The organism is Nocardiopsis sp. NPDC007018 (assembly GCF_040635075.1).
In the GTDB taxonomy this organism is placed as follows: domain Bacteria; phylum Actinomycetota; class Actinomycetes; order Streptosporangiales; family Streptosporangiaceae; genus Nocardiopsis.
The window spans coordinates 1-15,306 of sequence record NZ_JBEYHA010000083.1 but is presented as its reverse complement, the minus strand read 5'-3'; the positions used below and the strand labels follow the sequence as shown (position 1 = coordinate 15,306).

The window sequence follows — 15,306 nt, the reverse complement described above, 5'->3', positions numbered from 1 at the left end:
ATCCAACTCCACCCAGTGACACTCAAGAGTGCCTCTGAACTGGGGTTTCGCTGATCAGCTGGGGTGTGCCGTCTGTCTATCTCTTCTTCGGGCAGTTACAGAAACTACCCTCAGGGAGCCATCAGACCACATCAGCCGATCTGTGAAACCCCAGTAAGGCCAGGGCTTTAGGCCACTCTACCCCGAGACTCTGCCAGGAGTCGAGGCTTTCCATCTGGAGTGGATCTGGAGTGAGACTCCAGATTCCGCTCCAGGAGCCCTCGAAGGACGGCAACCCGCGACTCCACGCCCATCTGTCGCCGCTGCTCAAGCGCGCCCTTCCACGCACCCGCCAGGGCCTCCATGAGATGGCCACGCATCACCTCCGTCGGATGTGAATACCTCCCCGACACCGTGTGGTCTCGGTGTCCCATGCGCTCGTCCATGAGCGGCTTGGGAGTCCCCAGCTCCTCCATGAGGGTCTTGTGCGAGTGCCGCAGCCCGTGGGGAGTCAGGTCGGGCGCGATGGGCGCCCAGCACGCGACCGCCGCCTCCGCCCGCTCTTCGCCGACGCGAACGTCGTCCCAGTCGAACGGGCCCGGCTCTCCGCCGTCCTCGTCCGGCGCCTGGTACACGGGACGCTCACCCGTCATCCCCGGGTAGAACCTCCCCCACGCAGCCGGGTAGAGCAGTCGGTACCGGAACGCCGTCTGATCCCAGTGGTGCCACACGTCGCCCGTGAACAGGTGGACCCCGGGGGCGTGCCGGTTGTCCTCGGGCACATCGTCTCCGCACGGGCACCACTGAGCCCCCTCGGGGACCTCGTGATGGACCACCTGCCGGGCCTGAAGCCGCCACAACCCCAAGAGGAATTCGGGGATGTCGATGGTGCGCTTGGAGTCGAACTTCGGGCCTTTGCTGTAGAAGACCTTCGTCTTACGGCCTCGGGACAACTGCTTCTGGAGCGGGTATTTGCCACTGACGGACTCCAGCTCAACAGCCATCGCCTCACTGATGCGCATGCCCGTGTAGTACATGCTCGTGAGGAGGATGAACTCGTCGTCCCTGCCTGTGAGAACCGCCGCGCGCTCTGCTAGCAGAAGCGCAGTGAATGGATTGACGATCGTCGCTGGGCGCGTCGTGGCCTCACGCCGGGAGGTGTACTTGCCGCGGTTGCGTCGGGCCACGGCCGGGTTGCGGTGTATGAGGCCTGCGTCCATTGCGTCCGCGCACAGGGTGCCGAGGAGACTGACGATGCCGGTCGCGGTCCGGTACGTGTAGCCCGCGTCATGCAGACTCTTCGCCCACGCCCTGATCTGAGCGTCAGAGGTCGCGAGCTCCCGCATGCGGGTCTCGCCCCAGCGAGGGAGGATGTGGTTCGTCAGGATGCTTTGGTACCCGAGCATGGTGTTGAGCTCCAGGTCCAGGCCTGCGTACCACTCTTCGACCCAGTCGCGCACGAGCATTTGCGAGGCGTCCTCGCGGGCACTGCCGCGGCGGGAGGCTTCGACTTCCTGCTCTTTGGCGTAGTCGAGGGCCTTCTTCTTCGTGGGGTAGCCAGATCGCTTCTCGATTTTTCCTGCGGCGTTCTTCCAGCACGCGCGCCAGGACTTCACCAGCTTCTCGGCGTAGGCCACGGACGTCTCCTCAGGGGTGTGTGACTTCCATCTTGCACTGTGAGGACGACGGTCGGGAGGGGTAGACACAACAACGCCCCGACGTGCGGTCGGGGCTCATCTGCGGGGGGATGTGTTGTGAGATCCCCCGGGGGAAGGGTCGGGGGCCTCTTCAGTGTGGGTCTAGAGCTTCGCCCAGGGGGTCCGCATGGCGGGCGGGATGTAGTGGTCGAAGCAGCGGATGTTCAGCATGGCTGGATGCCGTGCTTGGAGGTAGGCGACGGGGGCGGCGCGGAAAGCGCTGAGGTCGATCGCTTCGGTGGCGAACGGGATGATCCAACTGCCGAGCTCGTGGTCGGGGTCGAGGGCGGCCACGATCTCGGTCGTGGCCTGTGGGGTGGGTGCTCCGGGGTGAACGCTGATGAGGGTGTGTGTGTCTGTTCTGAGGACGTCAGTGACCCCGTGGTTGGGCGATAGGACCTCCCGAGATTGCACGAAGACGGGGCGGAATGGGTTACTGGGTGGGTAGAGCAGTCTCTTCAATGGTGATCTCCCCCTAGATCCGAGCCGACGCCGTTGTCGGTTTCGGGTGCGGCCACATGTTCAAAATGTGACCTGGGTCACACACCATAACGGGTCGCCCTTAGTAGGTAAAACTCCGCATCGTGACCGAACTGGTCACCAAGAGTCGCATCCCTTGTCGCATAGGCACTCTTGGTCACAAATTCGGTCACAAAATCATCACCGGCGTCGCAGTAGATCACTGCTCACATCGGCCACGCGGTCGGCGAGCGTCCGCCGAAGGTCATCGATCACGTCAGCAGGATCGGAGCCTGGCGCGAGACCCGCTTCGAAGCTCAAGCCGCGCGTGGACAGCTGAAAGATCCGAGCGTTCTCCTCGTCGCGCCACCGAAGTGTCTCGCCATCGAAGAGCGGCGCATCCGGACCGACGATCTCATCGGCCCAGTCACCACCGACAGGCGCTGGGGGAGAACTGGGCTCGCGCAGGAGGCGGAGCTCAGCTGCGGCGTCGTCGCGCCCCGCTCCAACGAGCTGATCGGCCGTGACGCCCGCAGCGTCGGCCATGGCGGCGACCGTCTCTGCCGGACCCGACACGGGGATGTAGACGCCCTTGGAGACGACTTGATAGCCGTTCGCGATCTGCCGCCATCGGGCTTCGCTGATCCCTGCGCGGTCCGCCGCTTGACGGGCGCTGACCTTCGCCCGCTTGAGGGCGGTCTGGATCAGCTCCCCTTCGGGCGTGGGTGTCGGCTTCTCAGTCATGGCGTACAGCTTCGCACACCTTCGCACTCATAGGAATCCTGACCCCCACAGAAATTACTAATTGGGACCGCCAGTAAGTAAACCATTACCCCCAGGGGTGCGTCACGGCCCATTGCACGTGAACCTTCGCGCGAAATGCGTTGACCTTCGCACACCTTCGCAGTATGGTCGTGTCATGGCCACCGACCGCAGAAGTGCGAAGCACCCCCTCGATCACCAGCCCGAAGCAGTCACATGGGCGCGCAAGCAGGCCGGTCTCACCAAGACCCAGCTTGCGAAGGAGGTCGGGGTGTCGCTCAGCCTCATCAGCGAGATCGAGGCGGGCACCCGAAACGCCACCCCGGCGAATCTCAAGCTCATCGCCGCAGCCCTCGGATGCCCCCGCGTGGTCCTGGAACGCAAGCCGGACCGCATTGGAGGTGCCGCATGAGCCCGCTGTTGTACACGCTCCCCGAAGCCGCAGCCAAGCTCCAGCTCAACGAGCGATACCTCCAGCGCAGGTGCGCGAAGGGCGAACTCCCCCACATCTGGGTGGCCCGCCAGTACCGGTTCACCGATGAGCACCTGGCGGAGATCATCCGACGCCTCGAAGCGGAGACGCCGCGTAAGTCCGTTCCGCGCCCGGTTCTCGGGGGCGTGGCGCACTTGGTGCCACGCAAGCCGCGTGGCCCAAACCGTCGCCGCAAGACCGCCTGACCTCGCACATGAAAGAGCCCCCGCCCGGATGCACCCGGACGAGGGCGATGGCACCACCACACAAAGGAGCAGTGCCGTGAAGCACGATACCCCGATACCCCGGCCCCGCTTGACGGAGGCGCACATCCCAGACGTGGCGCACATGGCGCCTCGCCTGGTCGACACCCTCCCCGGAGAACTCCGCCTCGACATCGACATCGTCGGGACCGGCGGTGACCGGTTGGTCCTGGGCATGTCCGGCCCGTTAGAGGAGGTGCGGGCTCAGCTCGACACCCTCCGGAACTCGCTCGCGCAGGCGTCCACGGTGCTGGAGGCCCGCGAGTTCATGGTGCGCGAGTTCGGCGCTGACTCCCACGGAGGTTTGCGATGAGCGAGCCGATGACGCACATGACCCCCGCGATGATCCGGTCCGAGCTGGCCAGCATTACCCGCATGGCTGCCGAGGCTGTGGAGCTGCTTGGCCTGTACGAGGACGTCTATGCCGACGACCTGTCGGATGAGATCGGCGCCGTGCTTGGGCGGATCGGGGTGCGTGGTCACGTGCTCCGCAAGCAGCATCGGGAGGCGCACAGGCGCGACGCAGAGTTCGTGGACTCGGTGAACGAGGACCTGGACCGGATCGCTGTGGGGGAGGGCGAGTCGTGACTCCCGACGACGACTACGGCCCGCTGATGCGCGAGCACAACGACACCCAGGCCGACTGGCAGCGCGATGACGAGGGAGACGACCAGTGACCGCCATCGACGAGCGCACCCTCACCACCCCCACTGGACGCCTCCTCGGCTCGTGGGAGTCCGGGTCCCCTGAGTGGCACGCCGCCCGCGCGTCCCGCCTTGGTGGGTCGGACATGGCCGCCGTTCTCGGGCGCTCCCCGTGGGTGTCCCCGTACCGGCTGTGGCACCTCAAGGCCGGTCTCGTGAAGGACGGCGAGACCACGGCCGCGCAGTCCCGGGGCCACTACTTGGAGGACGGCATCCGCCGTTGGTGGGCCGATAGCAACCCCGAGTTCGAGGTCGTCACGGGCGGCACGTACACGCACGTCGAGCGTGACTACCAGCTCGCGAACCCCGACGGGCTGCTCGTCCAGGACGGGCGCGTGGTGGGGGTTCTGGAGATCAAGACCGACGCCCAAGACGACCCCGGCACATGGGGAGTCGAGGGCACCGAGCAGATCCCCCTCTACTACCGCACGCAGATCCTCTGGTATCTCGACTGCCTCGGGCTCAAGGTCGCGCACGTCGCGGTGTTGACCGCGAGGTTGGAGTTCCGGCACTACGTCGTGGAGTACGACCCCGCCGACGCCAAGATCCTCCGCGCCCACGCTGAAGCCTTTCTCGACTCGCTGCTGTTCGGTGAAGCCCCCGACAAGGACACCACCGACTCCACGTACCAGACCGTGCGCGAGCTGCACCCCGACATCGATGACCGGGAAGTCCAGCTCTCCCACGACCAGGTGGTCGAGTTCACCGCCGCACGCGACGCCCTCGCTGACGCCAAGGCGACCTGGAACCTCGTCCGCTCCCGGATGGGCGAGTGGATGGGTGACGCCAAACGCGCCGAGTTCCTGGGCTTCCGTATCGCGGCCCGCAAGAGCAAGCAGGGCGGCACCCCCTGGGTCGAAGCCGACCGCAAGTGCCCGCCGTCCACTGACTTCATCGCCGAGGAGTTCGCAGCATGACCGAGATCGCCATCCGTCAGGACAACCTCGACAAGCGCATCGCCTACGCCAAGGCGCTCGCTGAGGCCGACATGCTCCCCAAGGAGTACCGCAGGAAGCCCGCAAACGTTCTCTACGCCGTCGACTACGGCCAGTCCCTCGGGCTTGACGCCGTCCAGGCCATGAACTCTGTGCACGTCATCGAGGGCAAGCCGTCCCCGTCCTCGGGCTTGATCAGCGCGATGGTTCGCCGTGCGGGCCACAGGCTGCGGGTCAAGGTCGAGCGCGGCCAGGCCGGGCCTGTTGCGATCGCGCAGATCATCCGGTCCGACGACCCGGAGTGGACGTTCGAGTCTCGGTGGGACATGGACCGTGCCCGCAAGGCCGGGGTCGCTGGCAAGAACGTGTGGAAGGCATACCCCGAGGCGATGCTCAAGGCCCGCGCGATCACCGAGGTCGCTCGTGAGGCGTGCGAGGAAGCCCTGCTCGGGTTCTCCCACTCCGCTGAGGAGATGGGCGCGGAGGTCGACGCGGACGGCAACGTCCTGGATGTCGCTCCGGCACAGAAGCGGGCGGGCGCGACGATCGCTGAGGCGGTCGCGGAGACCGAGGCTGCGGACCCGGAGAAGCCGCCTGTGGACCTGGAGCTCATGAACCAGATGGGCCGCCTGATGCGGATGCTTGGCTTCGGCCGGGAGGAGGCTCTCCCGTTCGCCAGCGAGGTCGTCGGCCGGGAGGTCACGTCGCGCGCTGACCTGTCCGAGGCGGAGGTCAGCAAGGTCATCGAGGCCTTGGACGCGCGCCTCCAAGAGCGGGACCGGCAGGCAGAGGACCCGGAGATCGCGGACGCCGAGGTCGTGCCCGAGGACGAGGCGACCTACGGCGAGTACGTGGGGGCCGAGTCATGAGCCGCGCGAGGGCTGACCTGATCGCCCGTGTCGGTGTTCGCGAGGTCCCGGACGCTCGTGCGGCGCTGGAGGACATCGCTGCTGACGAGGCCGCGCACCACGGCGAGTGGGCGCGTGGCCTCACCCCTGATGAGTACCTGTTGGCGCTGGTTGACCGCGCGCAGGCCCGCAAGGCCGCCGCGAAGGAGAACCCCCATGGCTGAGCTGCCGTACACCTACAGCGACGCGAACGGCGACGACCTCCGTGTCACCACTTACGGGATCACCATCACGTACCGGGACGACGAGGGCGAGCACAGTTTGCAGGTCCTCGCCCCTGAGGGGGCGGCCGCCGTTGCACTGGCCCGCGCCGCCCTGGCTCTTGCTGGGGACGCGTACCTGATCACCACCACCGAGACGTGGGACGCCGTGAACGCGGCTCATGCGGAGCACGGCGCCCGGTCCATGCGCGAACGAGCTGCTGCGTGCGCTGACGACGACCCCACTGCCGACTACGACATCAAGCGGCAGATCCTCGCCCTTCCGCTGCTCCCCGACGACGGAGGCGCAGAGTGCAAGTGCAATGTCATCGACGTCGAGGGCCCGTCCATCGAATGTCCGATGCACGGTGCGGACTACCGCGCTCTGCCGCTGCTCCCCGACGACGACACCACCCCCGCCTGCGAGTCGCCGCAGGAGTTGGCCGAGGAGATCATCCGTCTTCGCAAGGACGTCGAGGTGCTCAGCGCCGACCGGGACACCGCTTACGACAACGGGTTCGCTGACGGCCTCCGCATGGGGGACGCCCGCGCCACGGACGTCGAGTCCCGGCTCGCCGCCCTGGAGAAGCTCACCTCCGACCAAGCGGACGCGCTCGAAGCCCAGTCCCAACTGATCGACACCCTGCGCAGGGACATGCGTGGAGCCCAAGCAGCTATCCGAGGGCTCGGAGAGGCCCTCCAGGGCCACATCCGGGTGAACGTCGACGCCCTCAAGGGATACAGCCGCGAGGACTGGCACGAGTTCGGTCGCCAGCTCCGCAGGCGGGACATGGGGGAGGGCCCGTGACCGCCCAAGCCGAGTGCCCCGTGTGCGGGCAGGCGCTGACCGTCCGCACCGACGAGAAGCTGCCCGTCCACTGGTGGTCCGAGCTGGAGCAACGCCACCGCGAAGCCCCATGCGAGGGCTCTCGGATGGGCACCCGGTACTGGCCTGAAACCAACGGCATCCGCCACCAGCGCGACCAGCGCACCTGACCACACCCCCACGGCGGCCCGGCGCGGGGGCCCGGGCCGCCACCCACACCCCCAGGAGCACACCTCATGGACAAGCCCAAGGTCATCGGCCTAGACCTCAGCCTCACCAGCACCGGTATCGCCCTCACCAACGGCACCACCATCGTCATCAAGGGCGCCGCCAGCCTTGGGGACTGGCGCCTCTGCCGCATCCGCGATGCCGTCGCCCACGCCATCGACACCGACCGGCCCGATCTCGTCGTCATCGAGGACCTGCCGACCCACGCCAAGTCCGCCGGTCTCACCGGCATGGTCCACGGCGCCGTTCGGGCCCTGCTCGTGGACCGCGAAATCCCCTACGCGCTGATCAGCCCCGCAACGCTCAAGGCCTACGCCACGGGCAAGGGCAACGCCGACAAGGCCGGGATGCTGTGGTCCGCCTACCGGTGGGGGTCCAAGGAGTTCGCCAACGACCGGGGCGGCGACCAGTGCGACGCATGGTGGCTGCGCGCCGCTGGACTCCAGTGGCTCGGCCACCCCGAGTTCGACCTGCCCGCCGCGCAGGTCGCCCGCCTCGACAAAGCGCAGTGGCCGCAGATGGAGGTCGCCCGATGAAGAACATCCGCACCACACCCAAAGGGACCACGGGTCTCGGTGACGCACACCGCTGGGCCTGGACCGAACGCGCCGCGTGCCGACCGCAGGACACCGCCCTGTTTTACGGCGCCGAACACGAGCGCCCTCACGAGCGTGACGCCCGCGAGACCCGAGCCCGAGAGATCTGCTCCAGGTGCCCGGTCGTCGCGTCCTGCTACGAGGACGCCCTCGCGGAGGGGCCCCGGCAGTGGGGAGTGCGCGGCGGTGCCACGCCTGAGCAGCTGGAGGCGGAGTACAGGCGGCGCACACGGAAGACGGCGACCGAACGTCGGCGCCAGACCGAAGCGAACCCGCTGCCGCCTCCCGTGCGGAGACCGAAGCCGCCGAAGGTCGTGTGGGAGTCCCCGGTCCCGTTGGAGCGTCGGATTCGGGCCGCATCAGCTGCTGGGCGCCTGATCAAGACGTACTCCCGCCTGTCGGGGGTCAGCGAAAGCTTCTTGTCGAAGCTGCGATCCGGGACGATTCGCAAGGTCCGCAAGGAGACCGCCGACAAGATCCGGGTCGCGTACCCGCTGGTGTTGGCGCTGGAGGGCGAGATCCATCCGGAGCCGCTGGGTGCTGCCGCAGTTCATGGGTGGGCGGCCCCAGAAGCGTGGGTTGGCGTGGACATTGATGCCCCGGACGCGCAGCCCCGAACTCTTGAAGCCGCCTGACCTTGTTCTGCCCGCCGTGCACACGCACGGCGGGCCCAACCCCCAGGAGGGGACCGATGACCACCCAGATGACCCTCACGGACGCGCTCGCGGCCGAGGGCATGGCCCGCGCGACCTCCGCCTCCAGCCCGGACGCCATCACCCAGCTCGACACCCTGATCGCCCGGTACGCCGCGACGGGGGAGGAGTTCTCCGCGAACTCACTCCGGGCGCAGCTCCCCGAAGGCATCCGGCCGAACGCGGTCGGTGGAAGGTTTCGCATGGCGGCCGAGCGGGGCCTGATCCGCCCGGTCGGTTACGTGGCCTCCACCGACCCGAGGACGCACGGGCACCCGGTTCGGGTGTGGCAGGGGGTCGCGCGATGAGCCACGACTACGACGTGTTCACGGCTCCCGCCACCACCGACCAGACCGACCCCGAGAGTGTCCACGACCAGGCGGTCCGCACGCAGTTCGCCCGCGAGCTCGCGGTGATGCTCCGGGAGCAGGGCCAGGACTACGCCGCGAGACTCGTCCGGTACGCGCCCACGGACGGCCAGTGGCCATGACGCACGCCGAAAAGCCCGCACCGGACGTGGTGCGGGCGGGCGATGCTCCTGCATCAGTCCTCCACATGCTCCTTGAGCAACTCAGCGACCCTGTCGGGGCCGCCAGCCTTCTCGATGAGTTCTCCAAGGTCAACAGGCACGAGTGCGACCTTGCGCTTCTTGCGTGCGGTGAGGAAGTAGACGCGCCGGAGGAGCTCTACCGCGCTGTGGATCTGAGCCATGTTGGCGCGGGCTTCGACGATCGGGTGGTCGGTCTGGTTGGTGTCCATGGAGAGCACTTTAACATTCGCTCTTGATGTACAGGAAGAGCTGATGTACATTTGAGCCATCGCCAAGGGCAACCGCCCCCACCGACCTTCTGATCCGTAGTCACAAGCCAAGGAGAACCTCATGGGTCACCTGCTCGCCACCGCCCGAATGGCCGCCCGCCACAACCTCACCTGGTCCATCGAAGACGGCTGGGAACCCGCCGACTGGTCCAGCGCCGACCGGCTGCCCGAGTACATCGCTGACCAGCTCATGAGTGAGCTTCGATCCCGCATCGCCCCCAACGCCACCGCCGACGAGATCCGCGACATCATCGCCCACTTCGACGCCCGTTGACCCCATCGCCAAGGGCACCCGCCCCAACGAAGGAGGACCCGTGACCCCCCACCAGCAGATCGCCAGTGCGCTCGACCACTACCTCGAACAGCGCCGCCAAGACGCCACCGAACGCGCTCGCATCGACCGGCTCATGGCCGCCAGCATCCGCCTCTTCGACCACGGGCCCCTCCTCACCCGCTCCCAGCGACGCCTCGCCGCCGCCCAACTCCGAAAGGCCGCCTGATGGCAATCCGACCCGCCGCCTGCTTCACCATCCACTGCGACATCGACGACGGCTGCAGCCCCTGGGAAAACTTCGACGGCCCCGAGCACTTTGCCAGCCCCGATGACGCCATCGAGCGCGCCGTCGAACACGGCAACTGGACCCTCATCGACAACGTCCTGCGCTGCCCCGGATGCTCCTCCGCTACCGCGGTCGCCTCGCGGACCTGACACACGGCGGGCCCCGGATGGAGAAAGCACCCGGGGCCCGCGACCACCGTACCGACCAAGGAGAACCACCGTGAGCGCCCAGACCAACGAGCAGCCCCTGGCCTACCTGACCGGCCGGCACTACCCCGTGTTGGTCACCTTCCACCCCGACGACCAGCCGTTCCTGGAGACCGTCACCGCACCCACCCACACCGACGCCGTCCGGTGCGCGGCGTACATCTACCAGGGCGCCCACGACATCCAGGTCATCCCCGCGGCCGTGGGCGCCCGTATCAGCGTCGACGTCACCTCGGAAGACACCACTCCGGCTGTGGTGGTTCTGGCCGCGGCGCTGCTGGCCTCGCACGCCCCCGCCTACACGGTCACCCGCACCAGCTAACCCAACCCCCGGCTGGGGCGCCGCGCGCGCCCCGGCCCCACCCCGAAGGAGAACCACGTGAGCAGCCACAGCGCCGCACTCCACCAGGCCGAAGCCATCAACGCGTTCATGTCCGGCGCCCTCACCAACCCGCACCAGCCCGCAAAGCCCACCCCCGAGCAGGCCCGCAAGGTCTTGCCGTGGCTGGAGCGCGAAACCGACCACCCCATCCTCTGGGATGCCCGCGAGTACAAGCCCGGTCGGGTCCAGTTCATCGGCGTCATCCGTCATGAGGACCCCGTCGAGCGCCGGACTGCGATCGAGGCGTGGGCTGCGGTGATCGGGTCCTGGTCCATCACCGACAACGACGGAGTCCTGGCCGCGATCGGCATGTACCAGGGGTTCCCCGTGGAGCTCACCGCGATGTCCTGACCGACCCCGCGGCCGGGTTCCCGCCGCAGCCCGCCGGATCCAGCCGGTCCCCGTGCGCAACCCACGGGCGGGCGCCAACACAGACCAGACCGAGACCCCCGAAGGAGATCGAGTGAGCAAGCTGGCCCTCTACCGCTTCTACAACGACAGTGGACAGCTCCTCTACACCGGCATTACCAACGACCCCAGCCGACGGTTCACCGAGCACGCCAAAGAGAAGCACTGGTGGACCGACATCCGCGGCATCTCTCTCGACTGGTACGACGACCGCGACAGCGTGCTCGCCGCCGAGAAGCGCGCCATCCGCGTCGAAAGCCCCCAGCACAACATCCGCAACAAGCGCGTCCGCGACGTTGACGAGGACGAATGCACCTACGAGGACCGCGTCCACATGGGAGCGGCCATCGCCGCGTCCGGGGACCGAGAGGTGTCGCGCGAGTTTTTCGAGGACCTTCGCAAGCAGGTCGACGCGGCCATCGAGCGGGGATACAGCTACATCGAGATCGTGGAGGCATCCGAAGGGCTCGGATGGGTTGAGGACTCCACGGTCGCTGACCACCTTCCTGCCGTTCCCGGCCGCATGCATGCGCAAGGCCTCGAAGACCTGAACGACGCGAACGTCTACCTGGCCTCCTTCATCCCTTCCGAGGTCGAGCAGTTCACGTCGAAGGCCCGGTCCGAGCCGGAGATGGCCCGCGCCCATGCCCACGAGATCACCGTCCGCGCGCACCAGCTCGCCAAAGAGCTCATGTCCACCAAGCAGCGCGACCTGGAAGCCCTGACCGACTTTCTGGCGTCCTCCCCAGACGGACAGAAGTGTCTCGCATGGGCTCAGGACAGGTCCGGCATGGACGCGATCTTCCCCCTCCCCGCTGACTGCCGCGAGGTGATCGAGGCCGCCGTTGGGTGTCTGCTCGGCACCTGGACGCCAGCAGAAGCGCCGACCACCGAGTACCGCTGGCGCGAACTCCTTTCCCGCTAACCCATTCGAACGAGCCGACCACCGGGGGGCGCATCAGATGCCGCGCATCCGCACCATCAAGCCTGACTTCTTCACCAGCCTCACCATCGCTGACCTCACCAAGGAGGCCCGGCTGACCTTCATCGGGCTGTGGACCCACGTCGACGACGAGGGGCGGTGCGTTGACGACGCCCGCCTCGTCAAGGCCGCGGTATGGCCGCTCGACGACCGCACCGCGAAGGACGTTGACGTCGACCTGTGGGAGATCAGCGACGCCGGTCTCGTCCTGCGGTACGCGGTCGACGGCAAGAAGTTCATCGCGGTCTCTGGGTGGCAGGAGCACCAGCGGATCAATCGTCCGACGCCGTCGAAGTTCCCGGCGCCGGAAAAGGGGGAGCAGACCCCAAAAGGGCTCAATGAATGCTCAGTGAGGACTCACGGAGGGCTCAGTGAGGACTCACGCGAGCCTCACAAGGAAACGGGTGAGGGCTCATTCACGCCTCACGTCACGCCTGAAATGTCCGAATTCGGGGTTGGGGTGCCTGAGGATGCCCAGCCTTACCCCGGGGCGGTCGTTCTCCCCATGTTCACCAGCGAAAACACCACCTCAGAAGGCACTCACGGAGAACTCAGTGAGTCCTCACTGAAGGCTCACGACCGGAAAGGAAAGGAACAGGGAACAGGGAAAGGAAAGGAAACTACATCCCCTCGCTCCGCTCGGATGAGTGGTGACGCCCTCGAATCCGAGTTCCAGGAGTGGTACGGCGGCTACCCGCTGAAGAAGGAGCCAGGCGCCGCCAAGACGGCCTACAAGAAGGCTCGCAAGAAGGCCACGGCGCAAGAGCTACTCGATGGCCGCGACCGCTACATCGCCTTCGACCGAAACGTTGCACGGGGCTTCGTCAAGTACCCGGCGACGTGGCTGAACAAGGAGTGCTGGCTCGACGAGTACGGCAACCAGCTCCAGCGTGCCTCAGGCGACGGCTACCAGCCCTACCAGAACCCGACCAACCAAGACGTCTACGACGAGGACCTTCTCTGATGGCTGACAACCTCGACCTCATCAACCGGGCGCGCGCCGCGTTCCCCCACATCACCCCTGCGATCCCGGACTTCAACGCCCTCGATGACAAGGGCGGCGACAGCTTCACCGCGATCCGTGACACCGCATCGATCCTGTCCATGACCAACGACCTCATCCCGCCCCTGTACCAGCGTGCCGACGCCACTGACGAGCGCGTCCTGGAGTGGGTGGATGCCCTCGTGGGGTTGGCGAAGCCCAACCAGTTCTCTCGGGTGCCGTACCTGAAGGGCGGCCCGTCGCTGCTGCTCCTCGGCGCGACGGGGGTCGGAAAGACCCACCAGGCTTACGGGGCGCTCCGGCGGTTGTCGATTGTCGGCATCGGGTGTGGCCCGGTGGCGGCGTCGATCACGGACGTGTTCGCGAAGATGCGGCCCCGGCCCGGTGTCGACTCGGAGGCGGTGTTCGAGGCCTACGCGTCCGCGCCGTTGGCGTTCATCGACGACCTCGGGGCTGCGAAGGTCACCGAGTGGACCGAAGAGGTCACCTACAGGCTGGTGAATCACCGGTATGAGCACCAGCTCCCGACGATCTTCACGTCGAACGCGGCCCCAAAGGACTTGGGTGAGCGGGTGGGTGAGCGGGTTGCGTCTCGGCTGATGGAGATGGCTCAGCGGGTTGCGATTAAGGGTGACGATCGCCGCCGTCAGGGGCGTGCGGCGTGATGTTCCGTGGCCGGGGGGAGCCCGGTATTCCGCAGGACGTGAAGGTCATGCAGCAGCTCGCGGTGCACGCCAGTCGGCGGGGCGTGGAGATCGACGTGACCACGAACGCGGACCGGCGTCGGGTGGTGTTCGCGCACCAGGACCTCGCGGACAGGCTCACGGAGCACCCGCTGAACTACCAGCGCCCGGACCAGTGGACCGGCTACATCCCGCCCGCCATGTGGCAGGGACTCCCGAACCGGTCTCCGCGTAGAGACGCCCTGGTTGCCATCTACGAGGAAGCGCTGTCCCGTAGCGCCCAAGGGCAGGTGGCGGCGTGATCGACGACGAACGCGCCGCGTGCCGCGACCTCGACCCGACCATGTTCCGCGCCAAGACGGTGACCGGGCGACGGAAAGCCCTGGCTGTGTGCAAGCACTGCCCGATCGTGGATGCCTGCCTTGACGCGGCACTCGCGGACCCCACCGGCGCCTACGGGCGAATTGCCGGACGTGCGACCACGGAGGAGCGGGCGCACATCGCAGCTGTACGCGACCGCGCCAGCCTCCGCAGTCGACGCCCGAAGGTCGCTGCGGCGTACCGGGACCTGTGGGACGGCCACGTGGGTGAGACCGCGGACCCGGCCCGTCGTCAGGCGGCTCGGCACATGGTCCAGGACCAGGCCGCAGTCAAGGCGCTGGGGGAACAGAGGTTCCTGACGGAGTCCGTGCGGTGCTTCGGCGCGGCCCTGCGAGCCGCGGTCGCTGATGGGGACCGTGCGGGGGTTAAGCACGTGCTGCGGGGGCTCCCTGCCGAGCATCGTGCGGCGCTGCTGGTCGCGTTTGCCACAGAGCTGGGGGTGGCCTGATGTCCCCGGAGATCGTTCGTTGGGACCGCGAGGTCATCCGTGAGCCGGACGGCACGGTGTTCGTGTGCTGTGTCGGCGAAAGCGGGCGTCCGATCGCGCTGGAGCTCGGCCCGGAGTACGCGGAGGCTCTGGGTCTGCTGTTGGTGGACCCGGACGGCGAATGAGTGCGCCCCGCCATGGTCTAGATGGCGGGGCGCACCCCCAAGTCTCCCATACGCCCACCAGATCGACGCTGCCGCCCGAACACGGTTTGTCGGTGGCGTCACCCACACTCAGGAACCATGAGCGCTAGGCGCTCACTACAGCCCCAGGAGGGGACATGTCCGACACGGACCGGCGGATCTTCGCCCTTCACGAAGAGCTCGCCATCGCGGTCAAGGCGCGCAGGCGGTTCGAGGAGTACCTCGAAGACGCCGGACGCACCAACGACCAGCTGCGTGCGACCAACCGGAAGCTGCGCGAAGAGAACGGCCGCATCCTCCAGATCGTGGCCGACTGGGCGCACAGCAGCAGCGAGTACGGAGGCCTCGACTCCGGCGACCTGATCGAGGACCTCCGCCGCGCTGGCCACACCCTGCCCGACCCCACCACCACCAAGGAGTTCTGACCATGGCCGGAGAAACCCAGATCACGCTCGTCGGCAACCTCGTCGACGACCCTGAACTGCGCTTCACGCCCAGTGGAGCCGCGGTCGCCAACTTCCGAGTGGCCTC

Annotated in this window: 30 protein-coding genes; 26 read left to right on the top strand and 4 right to left on the bottom strand. The window is 67.3% G+C overall.

The window, feature by feature from the left end; translation table 11 throughout:
• Window positions 1-167: 167 nt before the first annotated feature.
• From ABZ635_RS26110 to ABZ635_RS26100, 3 genes are all read right to left on the bottom strand, one after another.
• Window positions 168-1,616: a hypothetical protein gene (locus tag ABZ635_RS26110; RefSeq protein ID WP_357769769.1), complete on the bottom strand. Its 1,449-nt coding sequence runs from the start codon at window positions 1,614-1,616 to the stop codon at window positions 168-170.
• A gap of 162 nt (window positions 1,617-1,778) precedes the next feature.
• A complete protein-coding gene (locus tag ABZ635_RS26105) occupies window positions 1,779-1,970 on the bottom strand; it encodes a hypothetical protein (protein WP_357769767.1) in 192 nt (63 codons plus the stop codon).
• 366 nt (window positions 1,971-2,336) lie between these two features.
• Complete coding sequence (locus tag ABZ635_RS26100; protein ID WP_357769766.1) at window positions 2,337-2,879, bottom strand: helix-turn-helix transcriptional regulator; 543 nt, start codon at window positions 2,877-2,879, stop codon at window positions 2,337-2,339.
• Between the two features lie 175 nt (window positions 2,880-3,054).
• Between ABZ635_RS26100 and ABZ635_RS26095 the strand changes: the two genes are divergently transcribed.
• From ABZ635_RS26095 to ABZ635_RS26035, 13 genes are all read left to right on the top strand, one after another.
• On the top strand, window positions 3,055-3,309 hold the full coding sequence (locus tag ABZ635_RS26095; protein WP_357769764.1) for a helix-turn-helix transcriptional regulator: 255 nt from the start codon (window positions 3,055-3,057) through the stop codon (window positions 3,307-3,309).
• A complete protein-coding gene (locus ABZ635_RS26090; RefSeq protein ID WP_357769762.1) occupies window positions 3,306-3,575 on the top strand; it encodes a helix-turn-helix domain-containing protein in 270 nt (89 codons plus the stop codon). The genes ABZ635_RS26095 and ABZ635_RS26090 overlap by 4 nt, the downstream gene beginning before the upstream one ends.
• A 142-nt stretch (window positions 3,576-3,717) precedes the next feature.
• Window positions 3,718-3,945: a hypothetical protein gene (locus ABZ635_RS26085; protein ID WP_357769760.1), complete on the top strand. Its 228-nt coding sequence runs from the start codon at window positions 3,718-3,720 to the stop codon at window positions 3,943-3,945.
• On the top strand, window positions 3,942-4,220 hold the full coding sequence (locus ABZ635_RS26080; protein WP_357769758.1) for a hypothetical protein: 279 nt from the start codon (window positions 3,942-3,944) through the stop codon (window positions 4,218-4,220). The genes ABZ635_RS26085 and ABZ635_RS26080 overlap by 4 nt, the downstream gene beginning before the upstream one ends.
• A gap of 85 nt (window positions 4,221-4,305) precedes the next feature.
• The gene (locus ABZ635_RS26075; protein WP_357769756.1) at window positions 4,306-5,253 is read left to right on the top strand and encodes a lambda-exonuclease family protein; all 948 of its coding nucleotides are present in this window, start codon (window positions 4,306-4,308) and stop codon (window positions 5,251-5,253) included.
• Window positions 5,250-6,140: a hypothetical protein gene (locus ABZ635_RS26070; protein ID WP_357769754.1), complete on the top strand. Its 891-nt coding sequence runs from the start codon at window positions 5,250-5,252 to the stop codon at window positions 6,138-6,140. Before ABZ635_RS26075 ends, ABZ635_RS26070 begins: the two co-directional genes overlap by 4 nt.
• Window positions 6,137-6,343, top strand: coding sequence for a hypothetical protein (locus tag ABZ635_RS26065; RefSeq protein ID WP_357769752.1), 207 nt, complete (start codon window positions 6,137-6,139; stop codon window positions 6,341-6,343). Before ABZ635_RS26070 ends, ABZ635_RS26065 begins: the two co-directional genes overlap by 4 nt.
• Window positions 6,336-7,187: a hypothetical protein gene (locus ABZ635_RS26060; RefSeq protein WP_357769750.1), complete on the top strand. Its 852-nt coding sequence runs from the start codon at window positions 6,336-6,338 to the stop codon at window positions 7,185-7,187. The genes ABZ635_RS26065 and ABZ635_RS26060 overlap by 8 nt, the downstream gene beginning before the upstream one ends.
• The gene (locus ABZ635_RS26055; RefSeq protein ID WP_357769748.1) at window positions 7,184-7,375 is read left to right on the top strand and encodes a hypothetical protein; all 192 of its coding nucleotides are present in this window, start codon (window positions 7,184-7,186) and stop codon (window positions 7,373-7,375) included. The genes ABZ635_RS26060 and ABZ635_RS26055 overlap by 4 nt, the downstream gene beginning before the upstream one ends.
• A 66-nt stretch (window positions 7,376-7,441) precedes the next feature.
• Complete coding sequence (locus tag ABZ635_RS26050) at window positions 7,442-7,969, top strand: crossover junction endodeoxyribonuclease RuvC (protein ID WP_357769746.1); 528 nt, start codon at window positions 7,442-7,444, stop codon at window positions 7,967-7,969.
• The gene (locus ABZ635_RS26045) at window positions 7,966-8,664 is read left to right on the top strand and encodes a WhiB family transcriptional regulator (RefSeq protein WP_357769744.1); all 699 of its coding nucleotides are present in this window, start codon (window positions 7,966-7,968) and stop codon (window positions 8,662-8,664) included. The genes ABZ635_RS26050 and ABZ635_RS26045 overlap by 4 nt, the downstream gene beginning before the upstream one ends.
• Before the next feature lie 56 nt (window positions 8,665-8,720).
• Window positions 8,721-9,029 carry a hypothetical protein gene (locus tag ABZ635_RS26040; RefSeq protein ID WP_357769741.1) on the top strand — a complete coding sequence of 103 codons (309 nt, stop codon included), beginning with the start codon at window positions 8,721-8,723 and terminating at the stop codon, window positions 9,027-9,029.
• Window positions 9,026-9,211 (top strand): hypothetical protein, encoded by a 186-nt coding sequence (locus tag ABZ635_RS26035; protein WP_357769740.1) that lies wholly within the window; start codon window positions 9,026-9,028, stop codon window positions 9,209-9,211. The genes ABZ635_RS26040 and ABZ635_RS26035 overlap by 4 nt, the downstream gene beginning before the upstream one ends.
• A 53-nt stretch (window positions 9,212-9,264) precedes the next feature.
• Here ABZ635_RS26035 and ABZ635_RS26030 read toward each other — a convergent pair whose 3' ends face one another.
• A complete protein-coding gene (locus tag ABZ635_RS26030) occupies window positions 9,265-9,480 on the bottom strand; it encodes a hypothetical protein (RefSeq protein ID WP_357769739.1) in 216 nt (71 codons plus the stop codon).
• Window positions 9,481-9,601: 121 nt separating this feature from the next.
• Here ABZ635_RS26030 and ABZ635_RS26025 point away from each other — a divergent pair, with 121 nt between their 5' ends.
• From ABZ635_RS26025 to ABZ635_RS25965, 13 genes are all read left to right on the top strand, one after another.
• Complete coding sequence (locus ABZ635_RS26025) at window positions 9,602-9,814, top strand: hypothetical protein (protein ID WP_357769738.1); 213 nt, start codon at window positions 9,602-9,604, stop codon at window positions 9,812-9,814.
• A gap of 40 nt (window positions 9,815-9,854) precedes the next feature.
• A complete protein-coding gene (locus ABZ635_RS26020; protein WP_357769737.1) occupies window positions 9,855-10,040 on the top strand; it encodes a hypothetical protein in 186 nt (61 codons plus the stop codon).
• On the top strand, window positions 10,040-10,249 hold the full coding sequence (locus tag ABZ635_RS26015; RefSeq protein ID WP_357769735.1) for a hypothetical protein: 210 nt from the start codon (window positions 10,040-10,042) through the stop codon (window positions 10,247-10,249). The genes ABZ635_RS26020 and ABZ635_RS26015 overlap by 1 nt, the downstream gene beginning before the upstream one ends.
• A gap of 70 nt (window positions 10,250-10,319) precedes the next feature.
• On the top strand, window positions 10,320-10,628 hold the full coding sequence (locus tag ABZ635_RS26010; RefSeq protein ID WP_357769734.1) for a hypothetical protein: 309 nt from the start codon (window positions 10,320-10,322) through the stop codon (window positions 10,626-10,628).
• A gap of 57 nt (window positions 10,629-10,685) precedes the next feature.
• Window positions 10,686-11,039: a hypothetical protein gene (locus ABZ635_RS26005; protein ID WP_357769732.1), complete on the top strand. Its 354-nt coding sequence runs from the start codon at window positions 10,686-10,688 to the stop codon at window positions 11,037-11,039.
• A 112-nt stretch (window positions 11,040-11,151) separates the two neighbouring features.
• The gene (locus ABZ635_RS26000; protein WP_357769730.1) at window positions 11,152-12,021 is read left to right on the top strand and encodes a GIY-YIG nuclease family protein; all 870 of its coding nucleotides are present in this window, start codon (window positions 11,152-11,154) and stop codon (window positions 12,019-12,021) included.
• A 37-nt stretch (window positions 12,022-12,058) separates the two neighbouring features.
• The gene (locus tag ABZ635_RS25995; RefSeq protein ID WP_357769729.1) at window positions 12,059-13,042 is read left to right on the top strand and encodes a hypothetical protein; all 984 of its coding nucleotides are present in this window, start codon (window positions 12,059-12,061) and stop codon (window positions 13,040-13,042) included.
• Complete coding sequence (locus ABZ635_RS25990) at window positions 13,042-13,746, top strand: ATP-binding protein (protein ID WP_357769727.1); 705 nt, start codon at window positions 13,042-13,044, stop codon at window positions 13,744-13,746. Before ABZ635_RS25995 ends, ABZ635_RS25990 begins: the two co-directional genes overlap by 1 nt.
• Before the next feature lie 47 nt (window positions 13,747-13,793).
• Window positions 13,794-14,066 carry a hypothetical protein gene (locus ABZ635_RS25985; protein ID WP_357769771.1) on the top strand — a complete coding sequence of 91 codons (273 nt, stop codon included), beginning with the start codon at window positions 13,794-13,796 and terminating at the stop codon, window positions 14,064-14,066.
• A complete protein-coding gene (locus tag ABZ635_RS25980; protein WP_357769726.1) occupies window positions 14,063-14,593 on the top strand; it encodes a WhiB family transcriptional regulator in 531 nt (176 codons plus the stop codon). Before ABZ635_RS25985 ends, ABZ635_RS25980 begins: the two co-directional genes overlap by 4 nt.
• The gene (locus ABZ635_RS25975; RefSeq protein WP_357769724.1) at window positions 14,593-14,757 is read left to right on the top strand and encodes a hypothetical protein; all 165 of its coding nucleotides are present in this window, start codon (window positions 14,593-14,595) and stop codon (window positions 14,755-14,757) included. Before ABZ635_RS25980 ends, ABZ635_RS25975 begins: the two co-directional genes overlap by 1 nt.
• A gap of 155 nt (window positions 14,758-14,912) precedes the next feature.
• Window positions 14,913-15,200 carry a hypothetical protein gene (locus tag ABZ635_RS25970; RefSeq protein WP_357769722.1) on the top strand — a complete coding sequence of 96 codons (288 nt, stop codon included), beginning with the start codon at window positions 14,913-14,915 and terminating at the stop codon, window positions 15,198-15,200.
• A 2-nt stretch (window positions 15,201-15,202) separates the two neighbouring features.
• The coding region (locus ABZ635_RS25965; RefSeq protein WP_357768985.1) for a single-stranded DNA-binding protein at window positions 15,203-15,306 on the top strand (104 nt) is incomplete at its 3' end.

What these genes read in the sequence shown, in the direction of transcription:
- ABZ635_RS26100 (WP_357769766.1), bottom strand. Translation starts at nt 2,879, where the DNA reads ATGACTGAGAAGCCGACACCCACGCCCGAAGGGGAGCTGATCCAGACC.
- ABZ635_RS26095 (WP_357769764.1), top strand. Translation starts at nt 3,055, where the DNA reads ATGGCCACCGACCGCAGAAGTGCGAAGCACCCCCTCGATCACCAGCCC.
- ABZ635_RS26090 (WP_357769762.1), top strand. Translation starts at nt 3,306, where the DNA reads ATGAGCCCGCTGTTGTACACGCTCCCCGAAGCCGCAGCCAAGCTCCAG.
- ABZ635_RS26085 (WP_357769760.1), top strand. Translation starts at nt 3,718, where the DNA reads ATGGCGCCTCGCCTGGTCGACACCCTCCCCGGAGAACTCCGCCTCGAC.
- ABZ635_RS26080 (WP_357769758.1), top strand. Translation starts at nt 3,942, where the DNA reads ATGAGCGAGCCGATGACGCACATGACCCCCGCGATGATCCGGTCCGAG.
- ABZ635_RS26070 (WP_357769754.1), top strand. Translation starts at nt 5,250, where the DNA reads ATGACCGAGATCGCCATCCGTCAGGACAACCTCGACAAGCGCATCGCC.
- ABZ635_RS26065 (WP_357769752.1), top strand. Translation starts at nt 6,137, where the DNA reads ATGAGCCGCGCGAGGGCTGACCTGATCGCCCGTGTCGGTGTTCGCGAG.
- ABZ635_RS26060 (WP_357769750.1), top strand. Translation starts at nt 6,336, where the DNA reads ATGGCTGAGCTGCCGTACACCTACAGCGACGCGAACGGCGACGACCTC.
- ABZ635_RS26050 (WP_357769746.1), top strand. Translation starts at nt 7,442, where the DNA reads ATGGACAAGCCCAAGGTCATCGGCCTAGACCTCAGCCTCACCAGCACC.
- ABZ635_RS26045 (WP_357769744.1), top strand. Translation starts at nt 7,966, where the DNA reads ATGAAGAACATCCGCACCACACCCAAAGGGACCACGGGTCTCGGTGAC.
- ABZ635_RS26040 (WP_357769741.1), top strand. Translation starts at nt 8,721, where the DNA reads ATGACCACCCAGATGACCCTCACGGACGCGCTCGCGGCCGAGGGCATG.
- ABZ635_RS26035 (WP_357769740.1), top strand. Translation starts at nt 9,026, where the DNA reads ATGAGCCACGACTACGACGTGTTCACGGCTCCCGCCACCACCGACCAG.
- ABZ635_RS26030 (WP_357769739.1), bottom strand. Translation starts at nt 9,480, where the DNA reads ATGGACACCAACCAGACCGACCACCCGATCGTCGAAGCCCGCGCCAAC.
- ABZ635_RS26025 (WP_357769738.1), top strand. Translation starts at nt 9,602, where the DNA reads ATGGGTCACCTGCTCGCCACCGCCCGAATGGCCGCCCGCCACAACCTC.
- ABZ635_RS26015 (WP_357769735.1), top strand. Translation starts at nt 10,040, where the DNA reads ATGGCAATCCGACCCGCCGCCTGCTTCACCATCCACTGCGACATCGAC.
- ABZ635_RS25995 (WP_357769729.1), top strand. Translation starts at nt 12,059, where the DNA reads ATGCCGCGCATCCGCACCATCAAGCCTGACTTCTTCACCAGCCTCACC.
- ABZ635_RS25990 (WP_357769727.1), top strand. Translation starts at nt 13,042, where the DNA reads ATGGCTGACAACCTCGACCTCATCAACCGGGCGCGCGCCGCGTTCCCC.
- ABZ635_RS25985 (WP_357769771.1), top strand. Translation starts at nt 13,794, where the DNA reads ATGCAGCAGCTCGCGGTGCACGCCAGTCGGCGGGGCGTGGAGATCGAC.
- ABZ635_RS25975 (WP_357769724.1), top strand. Translation starts at nt 14,593, where the DNA reads ATGTCCCCGGAGATCGTTCGTTGGGACCGCGAGGTCATCCGTGAGCCG.
- ABZ635_RS25970 (WP_357769722.1), top strand. Translation starts at nt 14,913, where the DNA reads ATGTCCGACACGGACCGGCGGATCTTCGCCCTTCACGAAGAGCTCGCC.